Here is a 26,261-nt window from a genome sequence, read left to right on the forward strand (position 1 = left end):
AACAATTGCAGAAATGTTGCCAAATTAAAAGATAAATCATTTGTTTGCACAAGGCAATACCACTGAAATTGTGCAGGATCAACATGAAATTTTGAACTAAATGTGTCTTGACATCGTTAATATCACGTTAATAAAACGGTGATATAATAAAAAAATGCAAAGTGAACGGAGGGGTAAAAATGTTTCACATACTTGTGGTGGAGGACGATACTAACACTCGCAAACTGACCTGTGATGTGCTTAGCGACAACGGCTACACACCTATCGAGGCTCGTGACGGTATAGAGGCTCTCGAAATAATGGACGAAAAACACGTTGACCTTATTATAATGGACGTTATGATGCCTCGTATGGACGGTTTGGAGCTTTGCGAAACTATCCGCAAGGCTGGGTTTCAGACACCTATATTAATGGTGACGGCTAAGGAAACGGCTTTTGACAAAAAGCAGGGCTTTATAAAAGGTACGGACGATTACATGGTGAAGCCTGTGGACGAGGAGGAAATGCTTCTGCGAATTCAGGCACTTTTACGACGTTCGCAGATAGTGAGCGACCACAAGATAACCGTGGGCGACACCACTCTCGACTATGACGCACTGACTATCAGGACCACTGAGGGCATAAGGGAGCTTCCACCGAAAGAGTTCATGCTTCTTTACAAACTTCTCTCCTATCCCGACAAGATATTCACCCGCCGTCAGCTTATGGACGAGCTTTGGGATATGACCTCAGACACTGACGAGCGCACTGTGGACGTACACATAAACCGCATAAGAGAGCATTTGAAGAATAACCACGATTTTGAGATAATGACAGTGAGAGGGCTTGGCTACAAGGCGGTCAAGCTGAAAGGATAGGCTCATGAAAAAACATCTTATCTCTGCTCTTCGCTCAGAGCGCAGGCGAAATTACACCATGAACGCCAGCATAGTTTCGGCGGTATTTATGATAATGATATGGGCAGGGCTTCTTACGGGATTTATAATGATAGGCATAAAAAGATGCCTGCATTTTCTATCCCCTTTGCAAATGCCTTTAGTTTTCCTTATTGTGGGACTTGTGGTATCTGTAATAATCGGCACTTGCATTTCTGCCGCTGTAGCAAGCAAGATAGTAAGACCTGTGCGTGAGGTAAAAAAGGCTATGCACAGGGTAGAAAAGGGAGATTTCTCTCAAAGGTTAGAGGTAACAGGCTTTAACGGCGAGATAGACGAGCTTATAGAAAGCTACAACAAAATGGCGCAGGAGCTTGGAGGCATCGAGATGTTCAGGGAGAATTTTATCAACAGCTTCTCTCACGAGTTCAAAACGCCTATCGTTTCTATCCAGGGCTTTGCGAAACAGCTAAAAAAAGAAAATCTGTCAGAAGAGAAAAAGCAGGAATACATTGACATTATCATCAACGAATCAAAGCGTTTGACCAATCTTTCATCGAACATTCTTATGCTTTCAAAGCTTGAAAATCAGCAGATCATCACTGACAAGACAAGCTTTTCCCTTGACGAGCAGATAAGAAACTGCATACTTCTTCTGGAAAAGCAATGGACGGCTAAGGACATAAGCTTTGACATTGATATGCAGGAGATACAATACACCACCAATGCGGAAATGCTTTCACAGGTGTGGGTGAACATAATAGGCAACGCCATAAAATTCTCCCCAGAGGGAAGCTCTATCCGAGTAAAGCTTTTTAAAGCGGGTGATGTGATAACGGCTGAGATAACTGACCGTGGCATCGGAATGGATCAGCAGACCATATCCCACATTTTCGAGCGTTTTTATCAAGGGGACAGGGCGCACGCTTCAGAGGGAAACGGACTTGGTTTGCCACTTGTTAAGCGTATCGTGGAGCTGTGCAACGGCAATATCCGTGTAGAATCACAATACGGAAAGGGTACAAATTTTATTGTTACACTGCCTGAGAATGGATAGGCATATAAAAAGGACGGGTATTTCGTTGGAAATATCCGTCCTTGATTTTTTATCTCAGGTCATCAATGCTGTAGCTGTTATAGCCCTCGTAATAATAGCTTTGGTCTATGCCCTTCATAAAAAGCTCTCGGTCATTTATATCCGCTGTGAGGGCGTTTTTAAGCAGGTGCTTTATTTCGATATCACGAATGGGGCTTCGTTCCATGGCAAGGAGATAATCCTCCTTGTCTATCCTGCTCCAATCTACCGCCATAGAAAGCTCTTTTCTGAACATCATATCCAGCCATATGCGCATTGACCTGCCATTGCCCTCTCTGAACGGGTGGGCGATATTCATTTCCACATACTTTTCAACTATGCTGTCAAAGTCGCTTTGTGGCATTTTTTCGATATTTTCAAGGGAGCTTTCAAGATACATAACAGGGGCAAATCGAAACCCGCCTTTGGCAATATTCACAGTTCTTATCTTCCCTGCGAAATCATAGATATCCTCAAAAAGATATTTGTGTATCTCTGCGAGAGCCTGAAAACTGCCTGCTTTCTGCTTATCCAAAATGCCATGTTCAAACAGCTTAACAGCCTTTTCCTTGCTTAGCTTTTCCTCTGTTCTGGCAAGGGTCGCAGAGTCGGTTATACCAAGTTTGTTTTCCAAAGCCATAAGCTGTTCTCCTTTCGGCGGCTCTTAGATAGCCGCAAAGCCCTGTTTCAGATCGTCGATAATATCCTCGACATTTTCAAGACCTACGGAAAGTCTTATCATTCCGCCGTTTATGCCTGCGGCAACGAGCTGTTCGTCTGAAAGCTGTCTGTGTGTTGCGGAGGCTGGGTGGAGGATACAAGTACGGATATCGGCAACGTGAACTTCGTTGGAAGCAAGCTTAAGGCTGTCCATGAACTTTGCCGCTGTATCTCTTCCGCCCTTGATAACGAACGAGATAACGCCTGCTGTGCCAAGAGGGAGATACTTTTCAGCAAGCTTATGGTACTTATCGCTTTCAAGTCCAGGATATGCAACGGACTCTACCTTGTCATTGTTTTCGAGGAATTTTGCCACTGTTATAGCGTTCTCGCAATACTGCTTCATTCTTACAGGGAGAGTTTCAAGTCCCAGATTGAGCAGGAACGAGGAATTTGCGGCAGGATAGCAGCCGAAATCTCTCATAAGCTGCATTCTTGCTTTTACGATATAAGGTGCGAATGAATATTTTTCAGTGTAGATAGTGCCATGATAGCTTTCGTCAGGCTCAGTCATGCAAGGGAACTTTCCGCCCGTCCAATCGAATTTGCCGCTGTCAACGATAACGCCGCCTACCTGTACAGCATGGCCGTCCATATACTTTGATGTAGAATGGATAACGATATCTGCGCCCCACTCGATAGGTCTGCAAAGATATGGAGTAGCGAAAGTATTATCAACGATAAGAGGAACGCCATTCTTATGGGCGATATTTGCAAAACGCTCGATATCGAAAACTGTCAGCGCAGGATTTGCGATAGTTTCACCGAAAACAAGCTTTGTATTATCCTTGAATGCCGCCTGTATCTCATCATCTGTAGCGTCTGGGTCAACATAGATACACTCTATGCCAAGTCTTTTCATTGTTATGCTGAAAAGGTTTATGGTTCCGCCATAGATAGAAGTGGAAGCTATAAAGCTGTCCCCTGCCTGACAGATGTTCAGGATAGAGCAAAGTGTGGCAGCCTGTCCGCTTGATGTACACATTGCGGCTGCACCGCCCTCGAGAGCGGCAATTTTCTTTTCGACTGCGTCTGTGGTAGGGTTTTCAAAGCGTGAGTAGATAAGGCTCTTGGTAGGGTCGTCAAAGACCTCGGCTATCTCTCTTGAGGAGTCATAGACATAAGTTGTGCTTTGTACGATAGGCACTACCCTCGGCTCTCCGTTTTTAGGCGTATAGCCCTCGTGTAAACATTGTGTTTCGATCTTCAATCAAATCAAATCCTTTCAATGCGGTAATACCGCTAAATTTTTACCAATATAAAAAGCTTTTCAAAAAGCGTTTAAAACAGCAGTCCCCTCAGACCGCCCAAACATTATAAATGCGTTTATTCTGCATAGCGAAAACTCATAGCTGAATCGAAAATATCTTCTCCCATTGAAACATACTTTAGTGGTATCACCACATTATATTGTATATATTCGCTGTCAGAAAACTCGTATATACCCTGAACGTTCACACTTTGATCCTCACCCAGAGCCGCAATAACACAGCCACGCTTGCCATTGCCAAGGTCAAGTTCCCGATAATCAAGCCAAACATTATCATCAGAGCTGATATCAGCCGACTTTGCATACATATCTAGCATATCATCGACCGTGGTCTTGTCAAGCCGCTGATAATAGGACAATGACAGATTTAACCCGTCATATTTTTCGTCCACTTTGCCGTCAATAAGATTTGCATAGACAATCTTCACATCTCTCGTGCCGTCAAAATCATCTGTAGTTATCTCATGCTTTTCCAACTTTGCGGCAGAAAATCCACCTATCTCAGGCAACTCTAAAGCGGCAGAAAAATCCGAAAGTTCTATGGTCAAACCGTTTTCAATATCATAACGGTCTGTATCCACCGACCCTCCGCTAAACATATCATAAACATAACTGTCTATGACCATGTAAACGCCACCCGTGGTGATATTCGCAGAAATGCCATTTTCGTCAACGAAACTTTCAAGTTTCGTGAACGTGCTATCCTCGTCAAACTGCATTATAACTGCACTGGCTTTTTGCTCGTCGCTTATTTTGTCGCTAAAATCAAAACGAATGACCCCACCTCTGAAATCAGCGTCAGTATACTTCACAGGTATACTAAGGAGCGGCTCGTCAGAGTTTATCATTGCGTTTATACCATAATAATCAGAAAGCTTTGCTCCTGCACCAAAATTACCCTCTATGGTACATTTTGCTGTATATGGTATTTCGCTAAGGTCACAAACAAGCTCAGGGTCACGAATTATTTCCACCTGCGAACTGTCATCCGTCTGCGAACTTTCCTCCACACCGTTGGGCGTATCTGACACCGCTTCCGTAGTAGTAGTATCTTTCGTTTCTGAAACGCTGTCTGCGGCTTCCTCAACAGGTCCGCAGGCGCAAAGTGACACTGACAGCAATGCCGCCAGCAATACGGCTGTTTTTCTGCTATTTTTCATATTAAGTTTCTCCCTATTTTTTTATTTTGTTTACCTTACAAGTCCTTGAAGTCCACCCTTGCCCCCGTAAGAGCACTCTCCATTACTATCCTTGCGCACTCTGAAAGTGACACTGCGCTTTTGCAGGTCATCATGGCTTTTTGTATGCAAAGTCCGAAAACTATGTGAAGCTCTCCCCTGCCTGCTGACTTCTGCGCTATAGGCAGAAGCGGTTGCCAAAGAAGCTTTATATAGCTTTGGACAGTTTCACCTGTGGTGCAGTTTCTTATTTTGCCAAAGCTTGCGCCCCCTGCGTTTGCCGCAGTGTAGCGTAGCATTTCCCCAACGTCCGTAAAAGGCTCGTTATATTTTTTAAGCACTCCTGCGGTAAAAGACCACACCGAGTAGTTATTGCCCACAAGCTTTTCGTCAATGATATCACCGTAGAAATACTTTCTGCCTGACTTATCAGTGAACACTGTGAAAACGTCCTCTTCTTTCACACCCTCTGTCATGAAAAGCTTTCTCACGTCCTGCTGGCAGGAATAGCCTGCAAGAGAGCCTATACAGCACAAAAGGGATTGCGGGTGGACATAGCCCTCGGGGCTTCTCATTGCTCTGAGAAGTCTGTCGAATATTTCAAAGGCACTGCTTTTATATTGTTCAAGTTCCATTTTTATCACCGTTTCTCACGTTTTCGCTCCTTCTTATCTTTTTTATCACAAATCTGATGATATTAACATAAATCACCGCAAGCCCAAAGCCACCAAGCAGACCTGTTACCAGCCGACGTTTATTGGTGGACTTTTTCACCCCTGAATACTGCAATGACCAATCCAGCATGGTAGTTTCACAGCAGAGTACGGCCGTGAGGGTGGATATGTTTTTCTTTATGGCTATCGGAAAGCCTACAAGCTGTCCTGCAAGCACGCCTGTACATCTTGAGCACACCGGAAACTGCCAGCCATGAAAAAAGAAGCTTCTGTCGGGGCGTTGGTGACAGCCTGCCGACGCACCAAGCTTCATAAGATAAAGCCACAGTGCATATGGGTCTTTTCTCATTCTCATGCTATGCTCTGAACTTATAATCGCAATCAGGACAGACCCAATAGGAGCGTGTTTTTGACTTGCTTTCCATGCCGCAAAGTCCGCAGATAAGCCCTGGCAGTCCAAACAGTATATAGCCGCAGCAGCCTTTTCCAAAGCCGTATTTGCCGCTTCTGTAGTCTGTTTCGCTTATAAGCTGACAGTTCCTGCCGCCACATTTTGGACAGCGTTTGCCTGTACAAAAATCTGCCATGGTGTTTTCCGCCTTTCTTTTGTGTGGTGTTTATCAGATAAAATTCAGGGGCTTGACGATCTGAAAAGACCTATCAGCCCGCTGAAATATTTTTATCCTTTGATATTATACGTTTATTTCTGCAACGTCGTCAGATACGCCGTTTGCTTCGACAACAGGCTTTACGCAATTTTCGATAAACTCGTCCACCTGCTGTGGGCATCTGCCAATAAAGTTCTCAGGCTTCATTATCTTATCCATTTCTTCCTTTGTTATCATGAACATAGGGTCGTTGAGGATAAGCTCGCAGAGGTTATTGTCAAGTCCCTCTTTCTTAACTCTTGCGCCTGCTACCATTGAATATTCTCTTATTCTTTCGTGAAGTTCCTGTCTGTTTCCGCCCTTTTCTACAGCGTCCATCATAATGTTCTCGGTAGCCATGAAAGGAAGCTCTGCCATAACTCTTCTTCTGATGATCTTGTCATATACTACCAAGCCGTTGTCAGGATCTGTAACATTGAGCATGATATTGAGTATAGCGTCAACACCCAGGAAAGCTTCGGCAACGGAAATTCTCTTGTTTGCAGAGTCGTCGAGAGTTCTCTCAAACCACTGTGTACCTGCTGTGAATGCAGGATTGAGAACGTCGCAGATAACATATCTGGCAAGTGATGTTATTCTCTCATCTCTCATTGGATTTCTCTTATATGCCATGGCAGAAGAGCCTATCTGATTTTTCTCGAACGGCTCTTCGATCTCCTTGAATGACTGCAAAATTCTTATATCGTTTGAGAACTTCATAGCAGACTGAGCGATACCGGCAAGAACTGAGCATACCTGATAGTCCATTTTTCTTGAATAGGTCTGACCTGAAACTGGAACGACAGCATCAAAGCCCATTTCCTCGGCTATCATTTTTTCAAGCTCTTTTACCTTATCAGTATCACCGTGGAAAAGCTCCATAAATGAAGCCTGAGTGCCTGTAGTTCCCTTTGAACCAAGGAGCTTGAGGTTAGCAAGTCTGAAGTCCAGATCTTCAAGATCCATAAGAAGCTCGTTGCACCAAAGAGTAGCTCTTTTGCCCACCGTTGTGAGCTGTGCAGGCTGGAGGTGAGTATAAGCAAGGCAAGGCATAGCCTTATACTTATCGGCAAACTTTGCAAGCTGGTCGATAACCTTAACAAGCTTTCTCTTTACGACCTTAAGTGCATCTCTCATGATGATAACGTCTGTGTTATCGCCTACATAGCATGAAGTTGCGCCAAGGTGAATGATACCTGCTGCCTTTGGACAAACAAGGCCATAAGCATAAACGTGTGACATAACGTCATGACGAACAAGCTTTTCACGCTCAGCGGCAGCGGCATAATCTATATTATCAATGTTAGCTTCAAGCTCGTCTACCTGCTCCTGAGTAACATTAAGACCGAGCTTCATTTCAGCACGGGCAAGGGCTACCCACAGCTTTCTCCAAGTAGTAAACTTCTTGTCAGCAGAGAAAATAAACTGCATTTCCTTGCTTGCATATCTGGTACAAAACGGGCTTTCATAAGAATTTGTCATTGTTCTTCGACCTCTTTCGTAATATTATATAATGTATACTCATTTATTATAGCATATTTTTTGCGGGTTTACAATAGGTTTAAGGAGAAATGTTTACAGCGGGACGGCATTGGATAGGGAAGAAGCTTTTAAAAGTTAAATTTCTGTAAATTTTTAAGTAGAAACAGAGCTGTGCTTGACTTTTTGGGGCGGATATGTTATGATATTAAAGCCGCATATTCACGGTCATAAGTGTTTGTATTTGCAGACCACCGTGCGTAGCGAGTTTATTTAAAGGTAGGTGCATTCGTAATGTACGCAGTAATTGAAACAGGCGGAAAGCAGTATCAGGTTAAGCCTGGTGATAAGGTTTTCGTAGAAAAGCTGGACGTAAACGCTGAGGACGCTGTTACTTTCGATAAGGTAATGGTAGTTGGCGCTGACGACGGTATCAAGGTTGGCGCTCCATATGTTGACGGCGCTTCCGTAACAGCTAAGGTCATCAAGAACGGCAAGTCCAAGAAGGTGACTGTATTCACTTACAAGCCAAAGAAGGGCGAAAAGACCAAGATCGGTCACAGACAGCCTTACACTAAGGTTATGATCGAAGCTATCAACGCATAATGATCTGTGCTGATTTTTTCAGAAATGAGCATGACAGGCTTGTGGGATTTCGTATAACGGGTCACGCAGGTTACGCAGACTATGGCGAGGACGTATGCTGTGCAAGCGTATCGTCTGCTGTAATGTTGACGGCTAACACTGTCACTGAGGCTTTTAAGATAAAGGCTGATGTCGCAGTGGAAGAAAACGAAATAATATTAAGGCTTGAAAATGACAGCTCAGAGGAGGGGGACAAGCTACTTTTAGGGCTTCTCACTCATTTATATTTCCTAGCTGAGGAATTTTCAGGCAGGATCAAAGTCACGGTCAGAGATAACTGATCGGACGGATTACATTTTATGGAGGTGTAATTTAGATGATTAAGATTTCAATGCAGTTTTTCGCTCATAAAAAGGGAATGGGTTCTACAAAGAACGGACGTGATTCTGAGTCAAAGAGACTTGGCGTAAAGAGAGCTGACGGTCAGTTCGTACTGGCTGGTAACATCCTCGTTCGTCAGAGAGGTACTCACATTCACCCAGGCGAGAACGTTAAGAAGGGTTCTGACGATACTCTGTTCGCAACAAGCGATGGTGTTGTAAGATTTGAAAGACTCGGTAGAGACCGCAAGAAGGTTTCGGTTTATCCCAAGGCTTAATTTTGTAACATATGACCCTGAGCCTTAGGCTTGGGGTCTTTTGTTGGTTAATGACAACTAAATTTACGCATAATATCATTTATAAGGAGGTTTGATCATGTTTGTCGATCAGGCGAAGATCTATATAAAAGCCGGTGACGGCGGTGACGGTGCAGTTTCATTCCACCGTGAGAAATACGTTGCGGCAGGCGGTCCGGACGGCGGTGACGGCGGTAAGGGCGGAGATATTGTTTTCGTTGTTGACGACAATATCTCAAACCTTATAGATTTCAGATATAAGAGAAAATATGTTGCCGAAAAGGGACAGAACGGCGGCGCCAAAAACTGCTCAGGCAGAAATGCTCCCGACCTTGTGGTGAAAGTTCCTAGAGGCACTGTTGTTAAAGAAATAAAGAGCGGCAGGATACTTGCCGACCTTTCTACAGATGAGCCTGCTGTTATCGCTCACGGAGGCAAGGGCGGACGTGGAAACGCTCATTTTGCCACTTCCACAAGGCAGATACCGAAGTTTGCAAAGCCGGGTTTCCGTGGTGACGAATATGAGGTCATGCTTGAACTCAAGCTTATTGCAGACGTAGGACTTGTGGGCTTCCCGAACGTGGGTAAATCCACACTTATCTCTGTTGTATCAGCGGCAAAGCCAAAGATAGCCAACTATCACTTCACTACCCTGACGCCTGTCCTTGGCGTTGTTAAGATAGAAGAGGGAAAATCTTTTGTTATGGCAGATATTCCAGGTCTTATCGAGGGTGCGAGCGAGGGCGTCGGTCTTGGTCACGAATTTCTCAGACACGTTGAGAGGTGCAGACTTATCGTTCACGTTATCGACGTTTCAGGCAGCGAGGGCAGAGATCCTATCGAGGATTTCAAGGCGATAAATCACGAGCTTGAAAACTTCTCAATGGAGCTTGCGGAAGCTCCGCAGATAGTTGCCGCAAACAAGAGCGATATGGCTACCCCTGAGCAGGTGGAAAGGCTGAGAAACTATGTTGAGGATCAGGGACTTCTTTTCTATGAGATCTCTGCCGCTACCACAAAGGGTACAAAAGAGCTTATGTATGGCGTATGGGAGCGACTTTCTGTCCTTCCGCCTGTTAAGCAGTTTGAAGCTCAGCCGCTCACTCAGGAAGAGCTTGACGATAAGCTCATCTCAAAGAAAGACTTCCGTGTTACTGTGGAAGACGGCGTTTATTTCGTGGAAGCAGACTGGCTTCTTGACATACTCAGGACGGCTAATATGGACGATTACTCTTCCCTTCAGTATTTCCAGAACGTACTCAGGACCAGCGGCATAATCGACAAGCTGGAAGAAATGGGTATCGAAGAGGGCGACACTGTTTCTATATTCGACTTTGAGTTTGAATATCTCAGATAGGAGGGAGCGTCACGGGAAAGCTTTCTGATATGGACGCTATGCAATACTCCCCTCTGGCACTGGCTTTTATCGGGGACGGCGTTTACGAGATAAGGGTAAGAGAAAAGCTTATCCTTGAAGCTAATATGCCTGCGGACAAGCTGCACAAGCTCACTGTTGAGAGGGTGTGTGCGGAATATCAGGCAAAGGCTGTTCGCAAGTGGCTTGACGAGGGGCTGCTTAACGAACAGGAAATGGATATTTTCAAAAGGGGCAGAAATGCAAAGGGCATAAATGCTCCGAAACATTCCACTGTGGGGGAATACCGCATGGCGACAGGTTTGGAATGTCTTTTCGGTTTTTTATATCTCACGGGGCGTGAGGAACGTATAGGTGAACTGTTCGAGGCAGCATGGTCTGTGGGCAGCATCAATGAATAATATTACATCAAGGAGTGAATCAAATGTCAGGTCATTCAAAATGGGAAAACATTAAAAGAAAAAAGGGTGCAACAGACGCTGCAAGAGCTAAGATATTTACAAAGATAGGCAGAGAGATCGCTGTTGTAGTTAAGCAGGGCGGTGCTGATCCTGCAGGTAACGCAAAGCTGAGAGATCTTATCGCAAAAGCTAAGTCAAACAACGTGCCTAACGATAATATCGATAGAATTATCAAAAAGGCAGCAGGCGACGGCGACAAGAACAGCTACGAGTCAATGGTATACGAGGGCTACGGTCCAAGCGGTGTTGCTGTTATCGTTGAGTGCCTTACAGACAACAAGAACAGAACAGCAGGCGATATCCGTCACTTCTTCGACAAGTTCGGCGGAAACATGGGTACATCAGGCTGTGTATCTTTCATGTTCTCTGATGTTGGTACTGTTGTTATGGAGAACAACGGTGCTGACGAGGACAAGATAATGGAGGACTGCTTTGAGGCAGGCGCTGACGATTTTAACGTTGATGACGATGTTATCGAGATATCATGCGACCCTAATCAGGTTTCTTCTGTAAGAGAAGCTCTTGAGGGAATGGGTTACAAGGTACTTTCTGCTGAGGCTGAGAAAGTTCCTTCAAACTACACAACTATCGAAGACGAGGACGCTATCAAGAAGATGGGTCTGCTTCTCGAGCATCTTGAGGACGATGACGACGTTCAGAACGTTTACCACAACTGGGAGAATATGCCAGCTGAAGAGGAAGAATAATCAGGAAGATTTCTGACACTTTACTATTGACATTTACATATAATGTGGTATAATAGAATCAGAAAGATTTATTCTTTTAATATGGGTTGCGAATCCGTCTAAAATCGCTTTAATAGGTATTTAAAGGGTCAATTTGTTTTGACCCTTTATTTTTTGTATGGAGATGTATGTGTGCGCATAATTGGACGGAGAAGCTCATAAAATAATCATGCAGATATGGGGGACTGACGCTTGCAGGGCGACAGTCCCTTTTAAGCTTTAAACGACGATTTTTCGGGGATTTTCGTGTTAAAATCGCTGAAAATCCTTGCAGCTTTGCGGTGCTGTTTGTAAGTTGTGCTATTGACATAAAAGGGGTTATAGTATATAATAATCGTATGTGTAGATATTGCCCTGAAAAGATAAAAAATACAGATAATGGGTGATAAGGAAGAAGCAGAGAATGATAGGAGGAAACTTATGAACAAGATCTTTTGTTCTGCTCTGACAGCCGTTGTTGCAGGCACTATGCTCACAGGCTGTGCCATGCCTTGGGAAAAGGGAGCTGATGACGACGTTGCCCCTGGTGGTTATTCCTATACGGCTGACTCAAATTCAGAACAGAAACAAGCTTATCGCTGGCTCATAGAGCCGACTATAAACGCCGATAATATCATTTCTTTTGACGGAAGTCAGGTCGACCCTAACAACGAAAAGAACACAGCTTATGCCAACTATTCTGTTATCAGACAGAGCGGCAAGTATGGCATTATAGACTACAGCGGAAACATGGTAGTGCCTGCAGAATATGACGATTACTACACCTGCTGGTGCGGAGAGGTCACGCTTTTCAATATTATAAATGAAAAGAATGATGAGTATGAGTATTGCAGTATCGACAGCTCAAATCAGGTAGTATACTATGCGGCGGAACATCATGACAGCTCACCGAAATATTACTGGAACAGCAGTGAGGAAAAGATCTATGTAAAGGACGCTGACGAAGAACAGGGCGAAGAATACACCGGCAAAAAGGCTGTTGTGGTATGTGAAGCTGACGTGAAAAAGTCTGACAATGGTTTTTATGACATTTCTCCTGTGAGCGAACCGCTTTATGGGCTTGCTAAAAAGGACAAGCTTATACTTGATATGCAGTACACTGATTTCTATGCCCCTGCATACAAAGGCGCAGGACTTACCTGCATTGCCTTTGAGAACGACGAAGGCAAGTGGGGATATGTTGGTTCTGACGGCAAAACTATAATCGACTTTAAGTGCGACGGTGACATGAGTGCCTATTGCGGAAAGGTGATAGATAACGAGATGGCTGTTCATCCTTATCTTTTCACTGACGATTATCTGCCGGTATCCATAAATTCATCATATGGTTATTATGACATAGACGGCAACTGTATCGTAAAGCCAGGCGAGTTCGATCAGGCAAGACCTGTTCACAACGGCAAGGCATGGGTAATGAAGTCCGGAAAATGGGGCGTTATAGCATTCGGTGACGCACCTGTGGAGGAGGACTCATCAGAGGAAGAGACCACCACAACTACGACCACCACAAGCTACATCACCACGACCACAACTTCAACGACCACCAAAACAACTTCGGTTTCAACAGAAACGAAAAAAGCAACTGAAACTACTCCATCTTTGACACAGCCAAGTGAAACCACTGAGGTGTCAACGAACACGGAAACTGTTACAGAAACAGTAACGGAGCCTGTTACGGAAACCGATCCGCCTGCTCCTGAGCCTGAGCCTGAACCGACACCTGAACAATAATACAAATATAGAAAGCCCTCAGTCGTCAGGTATTTACTCAGGTCAATATGATTCATCACTTCACAAAATGTATATACCGGGTCAGTTGTTTCAATTATTTTTTCAATTTCTATTGGAAATTTTAATTGATATGGTGTATAATATTCTTGTGGTTGGTTATTCATGATACTTTAATTATACCACAAAAAAAGACTGCTGTCTTGCTTTTTGGCAAGATCGCAGCCTTTTTTCTTGGGGACTTTTTTTACAGCCCCTTTTTTGTATAAAAAAAATTATATTAAAAACGCACAAACCATGCAGGGGACGAGCCCCTATATTTTTGCACATAAAAAGCCCTGCCGAAGCAGAGCTTTTCTTTTTTACCGGTTATAAATCTCTTTCCTGAGAAGTGCTTTACAGGCTTCAAAATCCACTTCGAGAATTGATTGACCGTCAGATGATGTGCCATATGAATAAGAATCATCATCAGGTATTCTCATGGACTTTATCTCGTAATTCATGGAGAATATCGCCTTATAGGTAAGAGCAAAAAGCTGTGTCTGGGACATATTGGTTGTAAGATGTGACATTGACGCTTTTGCGAACTTGTCTATAGTCAGCGGATCTGAGCCTTTCGCCTTTTCGATTATCTTTGTGATAACTGTTCTCTGGCGTTCTGTTCGCTGGAAATCTGCGTTGCCAACATATCTAAGTCTTGCATAGGCAAGCGCCTGATTGCCGTTTACATGGAGCTTCTTTCCGCCCTTATCAAGATAGTCTGTACCCTTTTTATTGCCAAGAAGCTTGTTTTGCTCTGCCATTGGAGGCTTCATGCCCTCGGCTTCTTCGTCGGAAATGTCAAGCTCGATACCGCCAACAGCGTCAACGATATCAACGAATGACAGAAAGTCAATATAAACATAATCGTCAACGGCAATATCAAAATTATACTCTATGGTATCCATAAGAAGCTCTGCACCGCCGTAAACATACGCCGCATTGAGCTTTGACCATGTGTCTATATCATTTCCGTCAGCGTCAACGCCCTTGATATTCACATACATATCACGCATGAAAGAGGTCATTGTTATCTCTTTTGTGGTGCTGTTAATGGAGAGAAGTATCATAGAGTCTGTTCTGCCACGCTCGTCAGCGTTTCTTGTATCAGAGCCTATAAGCAGGATATTTCGTACATCAGAGCTGTTCATGGAAGCGTCTGTGTTCGTTCGCTGACCTCTTTCCACCTTGTTCACCATGCCTATGTATCGCCATATAAGCACGTTCGCCAATATGAAAACCACCAAAAGTATGATGATAAGCACCTTGAAAAAGGTTTTTATAGGGTGTCTTTTTTTATTTTCCACTTTGTTTTTACCTTTTTTGTTCGTCTGACCGTTACGGCTTTTATTGTTTTTGCCAAATTGCAGGTCATTATTTCGTCTTTGGGCTGAGGTCTTGTTGCTTTTTGCTGACTTGCCTGAACCTCTCTGCTTGCTCTGTCCGTTCTGTGGACGTGACGTTTGTCTGCTCTGTGTCTGCCGTCTTGGAGTGCTTTCTCTGTATGAGCCTGAGTGATCTGATGATGAACGGCTTCCCTGCCCGTATGGCTGAGCTGTACCCTGTGTATGATCATCAGGGTAGCCAGCGTCATAGTAATCGTCAAAGTCGTTCACGCCCTCGTCTATTTGCTGAACACGCTGTCCGCCCGCACCGCTTATGCGATTGAACTCGTCAAGCTGTCGCTGATATTCCTGTTCGTAGTAGTCCTGAGGCTTATTATCGTTTGTGTAGTTTTGTTGTCTGTCTTTATTAGCCACCTGACTGCACCTCCGTTCATTTTTACAATACCAATATTATAGTACATATCAGGCTTATTGTCAATGACAGAAAAAAGGCGGAGCTTTTTCCAGCGTCCGCCTTTTTATTTTTACGTTGTTGTGGAGAAGCGGGCGAACACTGTTCGCCCCTACAAGCCAATGCCGTTTTTATGGGCATTTGCAGGTCTACACATAACCTTATTTTATTCTGCTGCTTCTTAGGGCGTTGAGGATAGCTATTACGGCTACGCCAACGTCTGCGAAAACCGCAAGCCACATTCCTGCAAGTCCCAATGCACCGAATATAAGCACAAGAGCTTTTACTCCAAGGGCAAAAATTATATTCTCTCTTACTATTGTCATAGTCTTTCGGGATATCTTTACTGCATCTGCTATGCTTGACGGATCGTCGTTCATAAGCACAACGTCTGCGGCTTCAATGGCGATATCTGAGCCTAAGCCACCCATTGCGATACCGATATCGGCTCTTGCGATAACAGGTGCGTCATTTATTCCGTCCCCTGCGAACGCAACAAGTCTGCGGTCGGGGTCTTTTATAAGCTGTTCGACCTTTTCAACCTTGTTTTCAGGGAGAAGCTCACTGAAGAATGTTTTTATGCCCACTTTCTTTGCCACCTTTTCGGCGGTATCTTTCTTATCGCCTGTGAGGAGGACAGTTTCGACCCCAAGCTCTCTTAGTCTTGAAACGGCTGTGGCAGAGGTTTCTTTTATCTCGTCGCCTAAGAGTATCTCACCTATGAACTTGCCGTCAAGGGCAACATAAACTGCCGTTGCGGAGTCTTCTGAGCTTTGTGCGGCAATGCCGTTTGTTTCAAGAAGAGCTTTCTTTCCGCAAAGTATCTCCTTGCCGTCAAGCTTTGCTCTTACACCGTTTCCTGCTATCTCTTCAACATCAGAAAGTCTTGCACCGTCTATTTCCTTGCCGTATCTCTGCACTATGGAGATACCGATAGGGTGAGTTGACATACTTTCTGCATATGCGGCGGCCTCAAGGAGGATATCCTGTGAAACGTCCTGTGGGTTTACGCTGAGGACAGTGAACTTGCCCTTTGTGAGCGTACCTGTTTTATCAACTGCGAGAGTTTTGCACTTCGCCATTGTTTCGAGATTTTTTGCGCCTTTGATAAGGATACCCTTTTTAGAAGCTCCGCCTATTCCTGCGAAGAACGAGAGAGGCACTGAGATAACAAGTGCGCATGGGCAGGATATTACAAGGAACAGAAGTCCTCTATAGAGCCATTTTGAGAACTGGTCAAAGCCCAGAATGAAGCTTGGTATAAACACGAGTGCAAGTGCAGCAATTACTACCGCAGGGGTATAAACTCTTGCAAAACGTGTGATGAACTTTTCGGTCTTGGCTTTTCTTTCGCTGGAGTTTTGCACCATATCGAGAATTTTCGACACCGCAGACTCGTGGAAGGTATTTGTGACCCGAACTTTGAGAAGTCCTCTCAGGTTTGTTGAGCCACTGAGGACGCTGTCCCCTGCTTTGACCTCGACCGGAAGAAACTCACCGGTAAGTGCTGATGTATCAAGCTCTGATTCGCCTTCTGTTACGATACCGTCAAGAGGTATTCTCTCGCCTGTTTTTACTGCGATCATCTCGTCCTTGAGGATATCCTCAGGAGGAAGCTCGTATGTTTTGCCGTTTCTTACAACTGTTACAGACTCAGGCTTAAGCTCCATAAGCTTTGTGATAGATTTTCTTGACTTCTCTACTGCGATAGTCTGGAAAAGTTCGCCCACCTGGAAGAACAGCATAACGGCTGCACCCTCACGGAAGTCTTTAAGTGCAAATGCGCCGACTGTTGCGATAGTCATGAGCAGTGACTCGTCAAAAGCCTCGCCTTTAACAAGGTTTCTTACAGCGGCGATAACAACGTCAAGACCTGCAATAAGGTAAGCGGCTATTGCAAGGCCTGCACTGAGATACTCACATACAGTGCCGCTTCCAAGCTTATCCAAAAGCATTGATGCGATAAAGAACACGATAGCCACAGAAAGCTTGACTATCTCGCCCTTATGGTCATTCACAGGCTCTTCCTCTGCTGTCTGAGCACCATAATCCTTAACAGTAACGTCAGGCTCAAGCTGATGGACGGTATCCTCTATCATGATACGCAGGTCAGGATTAGAGCCGTCTGTTTTGACAGTAAGTTTTTTGCTGATAAAATCAACGTTTGATGAAATAACGCCTGCAAGCTCACCCACACGGTTTGCTATCTTTTCACCGCAGTTAGGGCAATCGAGATCCTCCAGCTTCAGATAGAGAGTTTTCTCAGCAAAATCGCCAAGCTCTTTCACGCTAACGTCAGGTTCAAGCTTATGGACGACGTTTTCTATCTCGGTAAAGAGGGCGTTTTTATCGCCCTCGAACTTTACGGTAAGTTTCTTATTGATAAAGTCGAGGTTTGAGCTTATAACGCCCTCAAGCTCGCCCACACGGGATTCTATCTTCTCTGCACAATGAGGGCAATCCAAGGCGGCAAGTTCCAGCGACATAGTATTCACGCCCTTATCCGAGAGGTCGGTAACAGAGACGTCAGGTTCAAGCTTATGGACGACATTTTCTATCTCGGTAAAGAGTGCATTTTTATCGCCGTCAAAATCAACTGTGAGCTTTTTATTGATAAAGTCAAGGCTAGAGCTTTTAACGCCTGAAAGCTCGCCCACACGTTTCTCGATCTTTTCCGCACAATGAGGACAATCGAGTTCCTTAAGAAGCAAAGTCATTTTACTCATTTCACATTCTCCTATACTACAAAAAAACAGATCACTTTCTTTACTCGCTGATATGCTCGATACCCATATTGAGTATGACAGCGACGTGTTCATCGGAAACTGAATAATAGACTGTTTTTCCCTCACGTCTATACTTCACAAGTCTGGCCTGCTTAAGCACTCTCAGCTGATGCGAGATAGCGGACTGTGACATTTCCAACAGCTCTGCGATATCGCACACGCACATTTCGTCCTTTATAAGGGTAAAAAGTATTTTCACTCTTGTTTGGTCGCCAAGGACTTTGAAAAGCTCTGCCACGTCATATATCTCCTCCTCAACGGGCATTGTTTTCCCTATTTCCTCCATTTTCTCTATATTCTTTCCTCCGCACTGCTTATGCTCATGCTTTACTGTATTCTCGCTCATTTATTTTCGCTCTCCTTTTCTTATTATTGTTTTAGTATATTCGATATGGGTCATTTCAATTCATCATATGAATAACTGTTCATATGTTTATTATATCATATATTCATGTTTTGTCAAGGGGGGTTTTGAAAAATTTTTTTGATTTAAGTTATTGGGGGTATTTTGTTTACATGGTACTGTTGCATACCATGCGGGCGAACGATGTTCGCCCCTACGGATTATTCGGGCGAGTTTGCTGTGCCGCAAAATCGCTTCGCTCTTTGCGGATTTACGTTGTGCTAAGGGATAGAAAAGCGGTGCAGTTTTATGCTTCGATGTTGGTTTTATTTGATGTTTGGGTTCTATGTGCTTTTTGGATTTGTTCTGCACCGCTTAGTAGGCTTACGCCTATTGAGGCTCTGCCTCAAGCTCCGCTAGGGGCTTTGCCCCCAGACCCCCACAATGGGTTTCACCCCTTGACCCTGACCAGGGGCGTGCCCCTGGACCTTTTGCTCGCTTCGCTCGGTGTTGGGGCACAACTCTGGTCAGCTTTGCCCATTCCTAATTCCTCATTCCTCATTCCTAATTCCTCACTCCTCACTTTTTACACCTGTATTTAAACTTGACAAGTGTCTAAAAAAATGTTACTATACTATAGTAATAAAACTTATATGCAAATTCTCGGTCCTATCGGAAAGGAAATGATACTATGTCAAAATCTGTTGAGATCCAATCTCAGGATCTAACCAAAAGATACACCCTCGGCGAGGAGATCTTCAACTCCGTTTCACACGGTGCAGGCGGTCTGCTATCCATTGCCGGCACTGCCGTTCTTATCGTTCTCGCTGCCATTTACTCCAACGCTTGGGGCGTTGTAAGCTCCGCTATTTTCGGAGCTTCTCTTATCATACTTTACACCATGTCAACCCTTTATCACGCTATCACCAATCCGAAAGCCAAAAAGTTTTTCAGGATAATGGATCACAACACCATTTTCTTCCTCATCGCAGGCACCTACACCCCTATCACCCTTGTGCCTTTGAGAGGTGCGTTTGGCTGGGTTCTTTTCGGAATCGTTTGGGGTGCGGCTATTCTTGGCATTGTGCTCAACTCCATTGACCTTGAAAAGTTCCGCAAGCCTTCTGTTGTATGCTATATCGCAATGGGCTGGGTAGTTATAATCGCTGTCAAGCCTATGATAGAAAAGGTTTATCCTCTGTCCTTGTGGTTTATTCTTATAGGCGGACTTTTCTACACTGTGGGCGTTATTTTCTATGTTAAAAAGAACAAAAAATATTTTCACTCAATATGGCATTTGTTCACCATTGCGGGAAGTGTTTTCCACTACTTTGCGGTGCTTATGATGATAACTCACGAATAAGATAAAAAAATCCCGAGGGCGTTTTGAATGCTCTCGGGATTTTTTTACTCATTTTCTTCGTCGTCATCATTTTCCAATGTATCGATATACTTATTGTATTTCTTTATGGTGTGCTCATGCAGGAGATAGTCGATCACCATAGATACTGCAAAGCCTATAACTACATCTAATACAGCAGAGGAAACGCTGAATTTCGTATCGACAACCAGATCTATAACGGTAAACATGGCTGCAAAGACCAATGAATCAAGAGCATAAAACTTAATTCTGCTCTTTCTGCTCTTTTTGTCCGTACCTGTGTCAAGAGTCTTGCCTGTGAATGATCTCGGTATATCATAAATATGATTTTTACTGTTCACCACCGTATAGGTTATCATCATCACCACAACGCTTATAAGATCAGGCAACGGGTTCTGGTCGGTATACAACCGATACAAAAGCGAGATCAACACGCAGAATATCGACACTATGCCCACTGCCGCAAGGGCTGAATCGTTCGCCTGTTTGACACGCTCGTCAACACCATCTGTTATCTGAGTTTCAAGCTTTTCTTTGTTAAGTTTCATTTGTCGTCTTTCCTTTCTTCCTTTTCTGTCCAAAACAGGTCGTTGAGAGTCTTATCCAAAGCGTCGCAGATAGCGACACAAAGCTTTAAGGTCGGGTTATAATTGCCTGATTCTATCATTCCGATAGTTTGTCTTGTTACGCCAACGGCTTTTGCAAGATCCTCTTGGTTCATATCCTTTTCAAGCCTTGCTATTTTCATTTTTTTATTTTTCAAGTTTTGCAGCCGCTCCTTTCTTTCTCGTTGATCATAGTATACATCATATTTTCTAAAATGTCAAGTATATTTTGCATTTTTCTCGATATTTTTTTCATTATGTCATGATCATTTTTATATGACAAGTCAGGGCGGCAAAATTAAAATAGTTCTTAACTGAAATATATGGCGGTTTTTCTATTGCAAAAATGGGGAAAAAGTAGTATAATTACAATGGTAAGTTGTACAAATATGAAAGGAGCATTTTATGCGTAGATCGGGTATTTTAATGCACATATCCTCTCTGCCTAACGATTATGGTATCGGCAAGCTTGGCAAGGAGGCTTATGCTTTTGTGGATTTTCTTGAAAAGGCTCATCAGAAATGTTGGCAGATACTTCCCATATCTCCTACAAGCTATGGTGATTCGCCATATCAGAGCTTTTCTGTTCACGCCGGAAATCCATACTTTATAGACCTTGAAGCTCTGGAAAAAGAGGGTTATCTGAAACCTGCAGAATACAAGGATATTGAGTGGGGCGATGACAAAGGGTCTGTTGACTACGGCAAGATATACGAGGTCATTTTCAAGGTGCTTAGGACGGCACACAAGCGTTTTCGCAAGAAGCCTGAAAAGGCATACTCAAAATTCGTGGTGGAAAACAAGGACTGGATATACGATTACGCTTTGTTTATGTCACTGAAATTTGCCAACAAGGGCAAGGCTTGGTATGAATGGGACGAACCGCTGAAAATGTACAAGCCTAAGGCAATAAAAAGTGCCAGAAAAGAATATGCAAACGATATCGACTTCTGGTGCTTTGTGCAGTATAAATATTTCCAGCAGTGGAAAAAGCTCAAGGCTTATGCCAATGAAAAGGGCATCGAGATAATAGGCGATATCCCCATATATGTGGCATATGACAGTGTTGAGGTGTGGAGCACACCGCAGTATTTCAGCCTTGACAAAGAGAAAAAGCCTGTTGAGGTGGCAGGATGTCCACCTGACGCATTCACGGCAGACGGTCAGCTTTGGGGCAATCCTCTTTACAACTGGGAATACATAGCGAGAGACAAATTTCGCTGGTGGGTAGAGCGTATAAAGGCGGCTTCTGACACCTATGACGTGGTGAGAATAGACCATTTCAGGGGCTTTGAAAGCTATTACTGCATACCATACGGTGCAAAGAACGCCAAAAAGGGCAAGTGGAGAAAAGGTCCTGACATGAGGCTTTTCAAAGAAGTGAGAAAACAGCTTGGGGACGTGAAGATAATCGCAGAGGACTTGGGTTTCCTTACAAAGCACGTTGTAAAAATGCTCAACGCAAGCGGATATCCCGGCATGAAGGTGCTGGAGTTCGGCTTTGATTCTGATAATACAAACGGCTATCTGCCCCACAATTTTAAGACCACAAACAGCATTTGCTATACAGGTACGCACGATAACGAAACCATACTTGGCTGGATAAAAAGCTGTGACGAAAAGACCAGAAGCTACTGCAAGGACTATCTGGGAGTTACAAAAGACGAGTTCGTGCCTTGGGCAATGGTAAGACTTTGTTGGTCCAGCGTGTGTGATACAGCTATCGCACAAATGCAGGATATACTTTGCCTTGACGATAAAGCCAGAATGAATACACCGTCAACAGTGGGAGCAAATTGGAAGTGGAGATTGGAAAGCTTTGATAAGCTTGATGATACTTTAGCGGAGAGATTGGCGAAGATAACTGCGGTGTATGGCAGATAGAGCAGGGATAAATGAGGAATGAGGAATGAGGAGTGAGGAATGTGCATAGCTTATCAGAGTTGTGCACAAGCACCGAGCGTAGCGAGCAATAAAGCGCAGGCTCAAGCCCGACGCTAGAGGGCTTGTGGGGTCAAGGGGCAAAGCCCCTGCGGAGTTTGAGGCAGAGCCTCAATAGGCGTAAGCCTACAAGCGGTGCAGAGTAAAACTAAAAAGCACATGAAAGTTTGATATCAGATAAAAGTAATATCGGAGAATTAAATCTGCACCGCTTTTCTATCCCTTAGCGCAACGTAGATCCGCAAAGAGCGACAGCGATTTTGCGGCAGAAGAAAGCTGACCAAAACATTGTAGGGAAACGGCTCAATTTCTGTTTCACAGCGACGTCCCACTCGAAGTGACAAGGTTTAAATTATCCAGAATTTGTGCAGAGCAACATTGTGCGGATAACACAAATGAGATTGCAGTCGAAACGGCGAGGGGTGCGGGACGCCGAGGGCGTCGTCCCCTACAGGTGTGATAGGAGAAATTTTTTCGTTTGCCGAACAAGATGTAAATCCAATGTGGTAGCAGACGGAAAATTTGAGAGGCAAGATAAATGCGTGCGAACAATGTTCGCCAATACCATACGTTTTGCGGATAATCACAAAGTACAAAATACAATAGAATGCATAAAATATCAGAAAGGATAAAAACCAATGAACAAAGAACTGTTTTACAGCGAACTTAGTAAAGACCTGAAAAAAAAGTTTGGCACGAGCGTTGAAAAAGCTCTGCCTTGGCAGCTCCACGAAAGCCTGTCGGCTACTGTTATGGAGCTTATTGACAGCGATTGGGAGAACAGCAGAAAGGCTCACCTTGACAGCCGCAGAGCCTGCTATCTTTCTATGGAGTTCCTTATGGGCAGAGCCGTTTATAACAATCTCCTTTGCCTTGGTATCACTGACGAGGTGGATGAGCTTCTCAAAACTCACGGCAGAAGTCTTAATGACCTTGAAGAGATAGAGGACGCTGCCCTCGGCAACGGTGGTCTTGGCAGACTTGCCGCTTGCTTCCTCGATTCCGCCGCCGCTCATGACCTGCCTTTGGACGGCTACGGAATAAGATACAAGTACGGTCTTTTCAAGCAGAAGATAGTTGACGGCTTCCAAAAGGAAGAAGCTGACAACTGGACTAAGTACGGCGACCCTTGGTCTAAGAGATGCGAAAATGATAAGGTAATAGTAAAATACGGCGACCAGACTGTTTATGCTGTGCCTTATGATATGCCTGTTATCGGCTTCGGCACTAAGAACGTTGGCACACTCAGACTTTGGCAGGCTGAGAGCGTGGAGGACTTCGACTTCGCTCAGTTTGACTGCGGTAACTATGACGATGCCGTAAAGGCTAAAAATGACGCTGAGAATATCTCAAAGGTGCTTTACCCTAACGATAACTGTGAGGAGGGCAAGATACTCAGACTTAAACAGGAATATTTCTTCTCTTCCGCTTCTGTGACGGATATAATCAAAAAGCACTTGGCTAAGTTTGGCACTCTTGACAACCTTGGCGACTTTATCACTATACAGCTCAATGATACTCACCCTGTTATCGCTGTGCCTGAGCTTATAAGACAGCTTTGTGCTGAACATGGATATGACTTTGACAAGGCTTTTGAGATCGCTCACAAGGTCTTCAACTACACAAATCACACTATCATGGCTGAGGCTCTTGAAAAGTGGGATTGCAGACTTGTGGAAAAGGTAGTGCCTGAGGTCTACACTTACATTCTTATGATAAACGAGCGTTTTATAAAGGATATGTACGCTCTCAAAAAGGACAGAGAATATATTTCAAAGCTCTCCCCTGTTGGCGACGGCATGGTAAAAATGGCGTTTATGGCTATCTATGTTTCAAGCTATATAAACGGCGTTGCGGCTATCCACACTGAGATACTCAAAAAGGACGCTCTTAAGGATTGGTATGAGCTTTATCCTGAGAGATTTCAGAACAAGACCAATGGTATCACACAAAGACGTTGGCTCGCACTTTGCAACCCTGAGCTTTCCGCTCTTATCACAAAGCTTCTTGGCAATGCAGATTGGGTGAAGAACCTGGACGAGCTTAAAAAGCTTGAAAAATATGCTGATGATGAAGCTGTTCTTAACGAGTTCATGGCTGTTAAGGAGGCTCAGAAAAACCGCCTTGCCGCTTTTGTAAAGGAGCATGACGGTGTTGATATCGACCCGAACACTATTTTTGACATTCAGATCAAGCGTCTGCACGAATACAAGAGGCAGTTCCTTAACGCTTTGTCTATACTGTATATCTACTATGGCATCAAGGACGGCTCTATAAAGGACTTCACACCGACAACATTTATTTTCGGCGCTAAGTCTGCACCGGGATACAGGAGGGCTAAGGCTATCATCAAGTTTATCGGCGAGATAGGCAAGCTTGTGAACGCTGACCCTGACACAAAGGATCTTATCAAGGTAGTATTCGTACAGAACTACAACGTTTCCTATGCGGAAAAGCTTGTTACTGCGGCTGATGTTTCCGAGCAGATATCTACGGCAGGCACTGAGGCGAGCGGTACAGGCAACATGAAGCTTATGCTCAACGGTGCTGTCACACTGGGAACTTATGACGGAGCTAACGTTGAGATCGTTCAGGAGGCAGGCGAGGAGAACAACTACATCTTCGGTGCAAGAGTAGAGGAGCTGGCTGAGATAATGCCAAAGTATGACCCTAGGGAGATACTTTTCTCAAACGACAAGATAAAGCGTGTTCTTGACAAGCTTATTGACGGCAGTCTTTCAGACGGCGGCGTTCCGTCCAACGAGGAGGGCAGCTTCAAGGAGCTTTACAAGGCTCTCACTGACGGTGCAAGCTGGCACGTTCCTGACCACTACTATGTTCTTGGCGACCTTGAAAGCTATGTTCAGGCAAAACTCAAGGTCAACGCAGACTACAAGGACAAGCTTGCTTTTGCAAAAAAATGCTGGCTCAATATTGCAAATGCCGGAAAGTTCTCATCTGACAGAACCATCAATGACTATGCAGAGAACATCTGGAAGATAGAGCCTGTTAAGCTGTAATTGGAAATCAAATTTCTATGCAAATTGAATTTGTTAAGGGTATGACACATGATTTTAAGCTTTTTATACATGAAAATGAACTTATCATAATATTAATTTGCGAAAATATGAACTAAAGCATTAATACACAAAGGACAAGCTCGTTTTTTGACGGGCTTGTCAGTTTTGGTGTAAATATATTCAAGGGATAGATTTACATAAATGGCAGGAGGATAAATGTTAGACACCTTACTTAAACTAGACGGCGACATACTGTTATGGATACAGGACAACCTGCGTGCAGGGTGGCTCGACCCCATAATGAAGTTCATAACATATCTTGCAAACGGAGGTGCGTTATGGATAGGCATATGCGTTTTACTTCTCATACTGAAAAAGACTAGAACAACAGGGATCGTGTGTTCATGCTCCCTTGCGGTGACTTTTCTTATAAACAACATCATTCTCAAAAACATTATTGCCAGAACAAGACCATATGAAGCCATAGAAGAGCTTAACAGGATAATAGGTGCACAATCGGACTACTCCTTTCCCTCGGGACATTCGGGCGCTTCATTTGCGGTGGCGGTGGTAATGTTCATGGAGATGCCGAAAAAATATGGCGTGCCTGCACTTATAGTGGCAACACTCATTGCGTTCTCACGGCTGTATGTTGGTGTACACTATCCATTCGACGTTATCGCAGGCATTCTAACGGGAACGATATATGCTGTTATCACAGTGGCAATATACAGAAAATTCTTCAAGGGCAAGAAACATTCTGAAAAATAAAAGACATTTGACGGGCGGTTTTTGACCGCTCGTTTTTTGTTGCTTTATCATCAAATTCTATTGAAAATCAAGTGGAAATATGCTATCAT

General features: G+C 44.1%; 25 protein-coding genes. 13 read left to right on the plus strand and 12 right to left on the minus strand.

The genetic code is table 11. The features are described from left to right. Window positions 1–179 precede the first annotated feature (179 nt). Together DWW81_RS01755 and DWW81_RS01760 are read left to right on the plus strand one after the other, a co-directional pair. The gene (locus DWW81_RS01755) at window positions 180–857 is read left to right on the plus strand and encodes a response regulator transcription factor (RefSeq protein WP_117897408.1); all 678 of its coding nucleotides are present in this window, start codon (window positions 180–182) and stop codon (window positions 855–857) included. Between the two features lie 4 nt (window positions 858–861). Further along, window positions 862–1,932, plus strand: coding sequence for a HAMP domain-containing sensor histidine kinase (locus DWW81_RS01760; RefSeq protein WP_117897407.1), 1,071 nt, complete (start codon window positions 862–864; stop codon window positions 1,930–1,932). A gap of 49 nt (window positions 1,933–1,981) precedes the next feature. Here the strand turns inward: DWW81_RS01760 and DWW81_RS01765 are convergent, their stop codons facing one another. The 7 genes from DWW81_RS01765 to purB form a co-directional block, all read right to left on the minus strand. Then, window positions 1,982–2,590 (minus strand): Fic family protein, encoded by a 609-nt coding sequence (locus DWW81_RS01765; RefSeq protein WP_117897406.1) that lies wholly within the window; start codon window positions 2,588–2,590, stop codon window positions 1,982–1,984. Window positions 2,591–2,614: 24 nt separating this feature from the next. Next, window positions 2,615–3,880: a PLP-dependent transferase gene (locus DWW81_RS01770; protein WP_117897405.1), complete on the minus strand. Its 1,266-nt coding sequence runs from the start codon at window positions 3,878–3,880 to the stop codon at window positions 2,615–2,617. Between the two features lie 116 nt (window positions 3,881–3,996). Continuing rightward, window positions 3,997–5,100 (minus strand): hypothetical protein, encoded by a 1,104-nt coding sequence (locus DWW81_RS01775; RefSeq protein WP_117897404.1) that lies wholly within the window; start codon window positions 5,098–5,100, stop codon window positions 3,997–3,999. A gap of 35 nt (window positions 5,101–5,135) precedes the next feature. Further along, a complete protein-coding gene (locus DWW81_RS01780) occupies window positions 5,136–5,753 on the minus strand; it encodes a hypothetical protein (RefSeq protein ID WP_117897403.1) in 618 nt (205 codons plus the stop codon). Continuing rightward, on the minus strand, window positions 5,743–6,147 hold the full coding sequence (locus DWW81_RS01785) for a DUF2085 domain-containing protein (RefSeq protein WP_242989591.1): 405 nt from the start codon (window positions 6,145–6,147) through the stop codon (window positions 5,743–5,745). Before DWW81_RS01785 ends, DWW81_RS01780 begins: the two co-directional genes overlap by 11 nt. 1 nt (window position 6,148) lies before the next feature. Beyond that, a complete protein-coding gene (locus DWW81_RS01790; RefSeq protein ID WP_022288729.1) occupies window positions 6,149–6,379 on the minus strand; it encodes a hypothetical protein in 231 nt (76 codons plus the stop codon). A 105-nt stretch (window positions 6,380–6,484) separates the two neighbouring features. Beyond that, the gene (gene purB / locus DWW81_RS01795) at window positions 6,485–7,921 is read right to left on the minus strand and encodes an adenylosuccinate lyase (RefSeq protein ID WP_046441833.1); all 1,437 of its coding nucleotides are present in this window, start codon (window positions 7,919–7,921) and stop codon (window positions 6,485–6,487) included. Window positions 7,922–8,212: 291 nt separating this feature from the next. Between purB and rplU the strand changes: the two genes are divergently transcribed. The 7 genes from rplU to DWW81_RS01830 all read left to right on the plus strand — a co-directional run bounded on the left by rplU (window position 8,213) and on the right by DWW81_RS01830 (window position 13,492). Beyond that, entirely contained in the window at window positions 8,213–8,524 is a 312-nt protein-coding gene (rplU, locus tag DWW81_RS01800) for a 50S ribosomal protein L21 (protein WP_117897402.1), read from the plus strand. After that, on the plus strand, window positions 8,524–8,844 hold the full coding sequence (locus DWW81_RS01805; protein ID WP_022288732.1) for a ribosomal-processing cysteine protease Prp: 321 nt from the start codon (window positions 8,524–8,526) through the stop codon (window positions 8,842–8,844). Before rplU ends, DWW81_RS01805 begins: the two co-directional genes overlap by 1 nt. Before the next feature lie 35 nt (window positions 8,845–8,879). Continuing rightward, a complete protein-coding gene (gene rpmA / locus DWW81_RS01810; RefSeq protein ID WP_022288733.1) occupies window positions 8,880–9,161 on the plus strand; it encodes a 50S ribosomal protein L27 in 282 nt (93 codons plus the stop codon). A gap of 97 nt (window positions 9,162–9,258) precedes the next feature. Continuing rightward, window positions 9,259–10,536, plus strand: a complete 1,278-nt coding sequence (gene obgE / locus DWW81_RS01815; RefSeq protein ID WP_117897401.1) for a GTPase ObgE — start codon at window positions 9,259–9,261, stop codon at window positions 10,534–10,536. A 29-nt stretch (window positions 10,537–10,565) separates the two neighbouring features. Further along, entirely contained in the window at window positions 10,566–10,955 is a 390-nt protein-coding gene (locus DWW81_RS01820; RefSeq protein ID WP_046441827.1) for a ribonuclease III domain-containing protein, read from the plus strand. A 23-nt stretch (window positions 10,956–10,978) separates the two neighbouring features. After that, window positions 10,979–11,722 carry a YebC/PmpR family DNA-binding transcriptional regulator gene (locus tag DWW81_RS01825; protein ID WP_117897400.1) on the plus strand — a complete coding sequence of 248 codons (744 nt, stop codon included), beginning with the start codon at window positions 10,979–10,981 and terminating at the stop codon, window positions 11,720–11,722. A 459-nt stretch (window positions 11,723–12,181) separates the two neighbouring features. Beyond that, a complete protein-coding gene (locus DWW81_RS01830; RefSeq protein ID WP_181982641.1) occupies window positions 12,182–13,492 on the plus strand; it encodes a WG repeat-containing protein in 1,311 nt (436 codons plus the stop codon). Between the two features lie 359 nt (window positions 13,493–13,851). Here the strand turns inward: DWW81_RS01830 and DWW81_RS01835 are convergent, their stop codons facing one another. The 3 genes from DWW81_RS01835 to DWW81_RS01845 form a co-directional block, all read right to left on the minus strand. Next, window positions 13,852–15,288: an LCP family protein gene (locus tag DWW81_RS01835; protein WP_117897398.1), complete on the minus strand. Its 1,437-nt coding sequence runs from the start codon at window positions 15,286–15,288 to the stop codon at window positions 13,852–13,854. Between the two features lie 198 nt (window positions 15,289–15,486). Beyond that, complete coding sequence (locus DWW81_RS01840; protein WP_181982642.1) at window positions 15,487–18,051, minus strand: heavy metal translocating P-type ATPase; 2,565 nt, start codon at window positions 18,049–18,051, stop codon at window positions 15,487–15,489. Between the two features lie 40 nt (window positions 18,052–18,091). After that, window positions 18,092–18,457 (minus strand): metalloregulator ArsR/SmtB family transcription factor, encoded by a 366-nt coding sequence (locus DWW81_RS01845; RefSeq protein WP_022287119.1) that lies wholly within the window; start codon window positions 18,455–18,457, stop codon window positions 18,092–18,094. A 688-nt stretch (window positions 18,458–19,145) separates the two neighbouring features. Here DWW81_RS01845 and DWW81_RS01850 point away from each other — a divergent pair. After that, the gene (locus DWW81_RS01850; RefSeq protein WP_117863860.1) at window positions 19,146–19,817 is read left to right on the plus strand and encodes a hemolysin III family protein; all 672 of its coding nucleotides are present in this window, start codon (window positions 19,146–19,148) and stop codon (window positions 19,815–19,817) included. A gap of 44 nt (window positions 19,818–19,861) precedes the next feature. Here the strand turns inward: DWW81_RS01850 and DWW81_RS01855 are convergent, their stop codons facing one another. Next, a complete protein-coding gene (locus DWW81_RS01855; protein ID WP_117876675.1) occupies window positions 19,862–20,383 on the minus strand; it encodes a hypothetical protein in 522 nt (173 codons plus the stop codon). Beyond that, a complete protein-coding gene (locus DWW81_RS01860; protein ID WP_117876677.1) occupies window positions 20,380–20,598 on the minus strand; it encodes a helix-turn-helix transcriptional regulator in 219 nt (72 codons plus the stop codon). The genes DWW81_RS01855 and DWW81_RS01860 overlap by 4 nt, the downstream gene beginning before the upstream one ends. Before the next feature lie 247 nt (window positions 20,599–20,845). Here DWW81_RS01860 and malQ point away from each other — a divergent pair, with 247 nt between their 5' ends. The 3 genes from malQ to DWW81_RS01875 all read left to right on the plus strand — a co-directional run bounded on the left by malQ (window position 20,846) and on the right by DWW81_RS01875 (window position 26,172). Next, window positions 20,846–22,324, plus strand: a complete 1,479-nt coding sequence (malQ, locus tag DWW81_RS01865; protein WP_117863861.1) for a 4-alpha-glucanotransferase — start codon at window positions 20,846–20,848, stop codon at window positions 22,322–22,324. Between the two features lie 695 nt (window positions 22,325–23,019). Further along, entirely contained in the window at window positions 23,020–25,401 is a 2,382-nt protein-coding gene (locus tag DWW81_RS01870; protein ID WP_117897396.1) for a glycogen/starch/alpha-glucan phosphorylase, read from the plus strand. 216 nt (window positions 25,402–25,617) lie between these two features. Continuing rightward, entirely contained in the window at window positions 25,618–26,172 is a 555-nt protein-coding gene (locus DWW81_RS01875) for a phosphatase PAP2 family protein (RefSeq protein WP_117897395.1), read from the plus strand. Window positions 26,173–26,261 lie beyond the last annotated feature (89 nt).

This window comes from Ruminococcus sp. AF17-1AC (assembly GCF_003461385.1).
Lineage (GTDB): Bacteria > Bacillota > Clostridia > Oscillospirales > Ruminococcaceae > Hominimerdicola > Hominimerdicola aceti.

Bases quoted from the DNA above. Each gene is read 5' to 3' on its own strand.
- DWW81_RS01875 (WP_117897395.1), top strand. From the start codon at position 25,618: ATGTTAGACACCTTACTTAAACTAGACGGCGACATACTGTTATGGATA.
- DWW81_RS01830 (WP_181982641.1), top strand. From the start codon at position 12,182: ATGAACAAGATCTTTTGTTCTGCTCTGACAGCCGTTGTTGCAGGCACT.
- DWW81_RS01840 (WP_181982642.1), bottom strand. From the start codon at position 18,051: ATGAGTAAAATGACTTTGCTTCTTAAGGAACTCGATTGTCCTCATTGT.
- DWW81_RS01755 (WP_117897408.1), top strand. From the start codon at position 180: ATGTTTCACATACTTGTGGTGGAGGACGATACTAACACTCGCAAACTG.
- DWW81_RS01820 (WP_046441827.1), top strand. From the start codon at position 10,566: ATGGACGCTATGCAATACTCCCCTCTGGCACTGGCTTTTATCGGGGAC.
- DWW81_RS01825 (WP_117897400.1), top strand. From the start codon at position 10,979: ATGTCAGGTCATTCAAAATGGGAAAACATTAAAAGAAAAAAGGGTGCA.
- DWW81_RS01785 (WP_242989591.1), bottom strand. From the start codon at position 6,147: ATGAGAATGAGAAAAGACCCATATGCACTGTGGCTTTATCTTATGAAG.
- DWW81_RS01780 (WP_117897403.1), bottom strand. From the start codon at position 5,753: ATGGAACTTGAACAATATAAAAGCAGTGCCTTTGAAATATTCGACAGA.
- malQ (WP_117863861.1), top strand. From the start codon at position 20,846: ATGCGTAGATCGGGTATTTTAATGCACATATCCTCTCTGCCTAACGAT.
- rpmA (WP_022288733.1), top strand. From the start codon at position 8,880: ATGATTAAGATTTCAATGCAGTTTTTCGCTCATAAAAAGGGAATGGGT.
- DWW81_RS01790 (WP_022288729.1), bottom strand. From the start codon at position 6,379: ATGGCAGATTTTTGTACAGGCAAACGCTGTCCAAAATGTGGCGGCAGG.
- obgE (WP_117897401.1), top strand. From the start codon at position 9,259: ATGTTTGTCGATCAGGCGAAGATCTATATAAAAGCCGGTGACGGCGGT.
- DWW81_RS01805 (WP_022288732.1), top strand. From the start codon at position 8,524: ATGATCTGTGCTGATTTTTTCAGAAATGAGCATGACAGGCTTGTGGGA.
- purB (WP_046441833.1), bottom strand. From the start codon at position 7,921: ATGACAAATTCTTATGAAAGCCCGTTTTGTACCAGATATGCAAGCAAG.
- DWW81_RS01845 (WP_022287119.1), bottom strand. From the start codon at position 18,457: ATGAGCGAGAATACAGTAAAGCATGAGCATAAGCAGTGCGGAGGAAAG.
- DWW81_RS01850 (WP_117863860.1), top strand. From the start codon at position 19,146: ATGTCAAAATCTGTTGAGATCCAATCTCAGGATCTAACCAAAAGATAC.
- DWW81_RS01765 (WP_117897406.1), bottom strand. From the start codon at position 2,590: ATGGCTTTGGAAAACAAACTTGGTATAACCGACTCTGCGACCCTTGCC.
- rplU (WP_117897402.1), top strand. From the start codon at position 8,213: ATGTACGCAGTAATTGAAACAGGCGGAAAGCAGTATCAGGTTAAGCCT.
- DWW81_RS01855 (WP_117876675.1), bottom strand. From the start codon at position 20,383: ATGAAACTTAACAAAGAAAAGCTTGAAACTCAGATAACAGATGGTGTT.
- DWW81_RS01870 (WP_117897396.1), top strand. From the start codon at position 23,020: ATGAACAAAGAACTGTTTTACAGCGAACTTAGTAAAGACCTGAAAAAA.
- DWW81_RS01760 (WP_117897407.1), top strand. From the start codon at position 862: ATGAAAAAACATCTTATCTCTGCTCTTCGCTCAGAGCGCAGGCGAAAT.
- DWW81_RS01775 (WP_117897404.1), bottom strand. From the start codon at position 5,100: ATGAAAAATAGCAGAAAAACAGCCGTATTGCTGGCGGCATTGCTGTCA.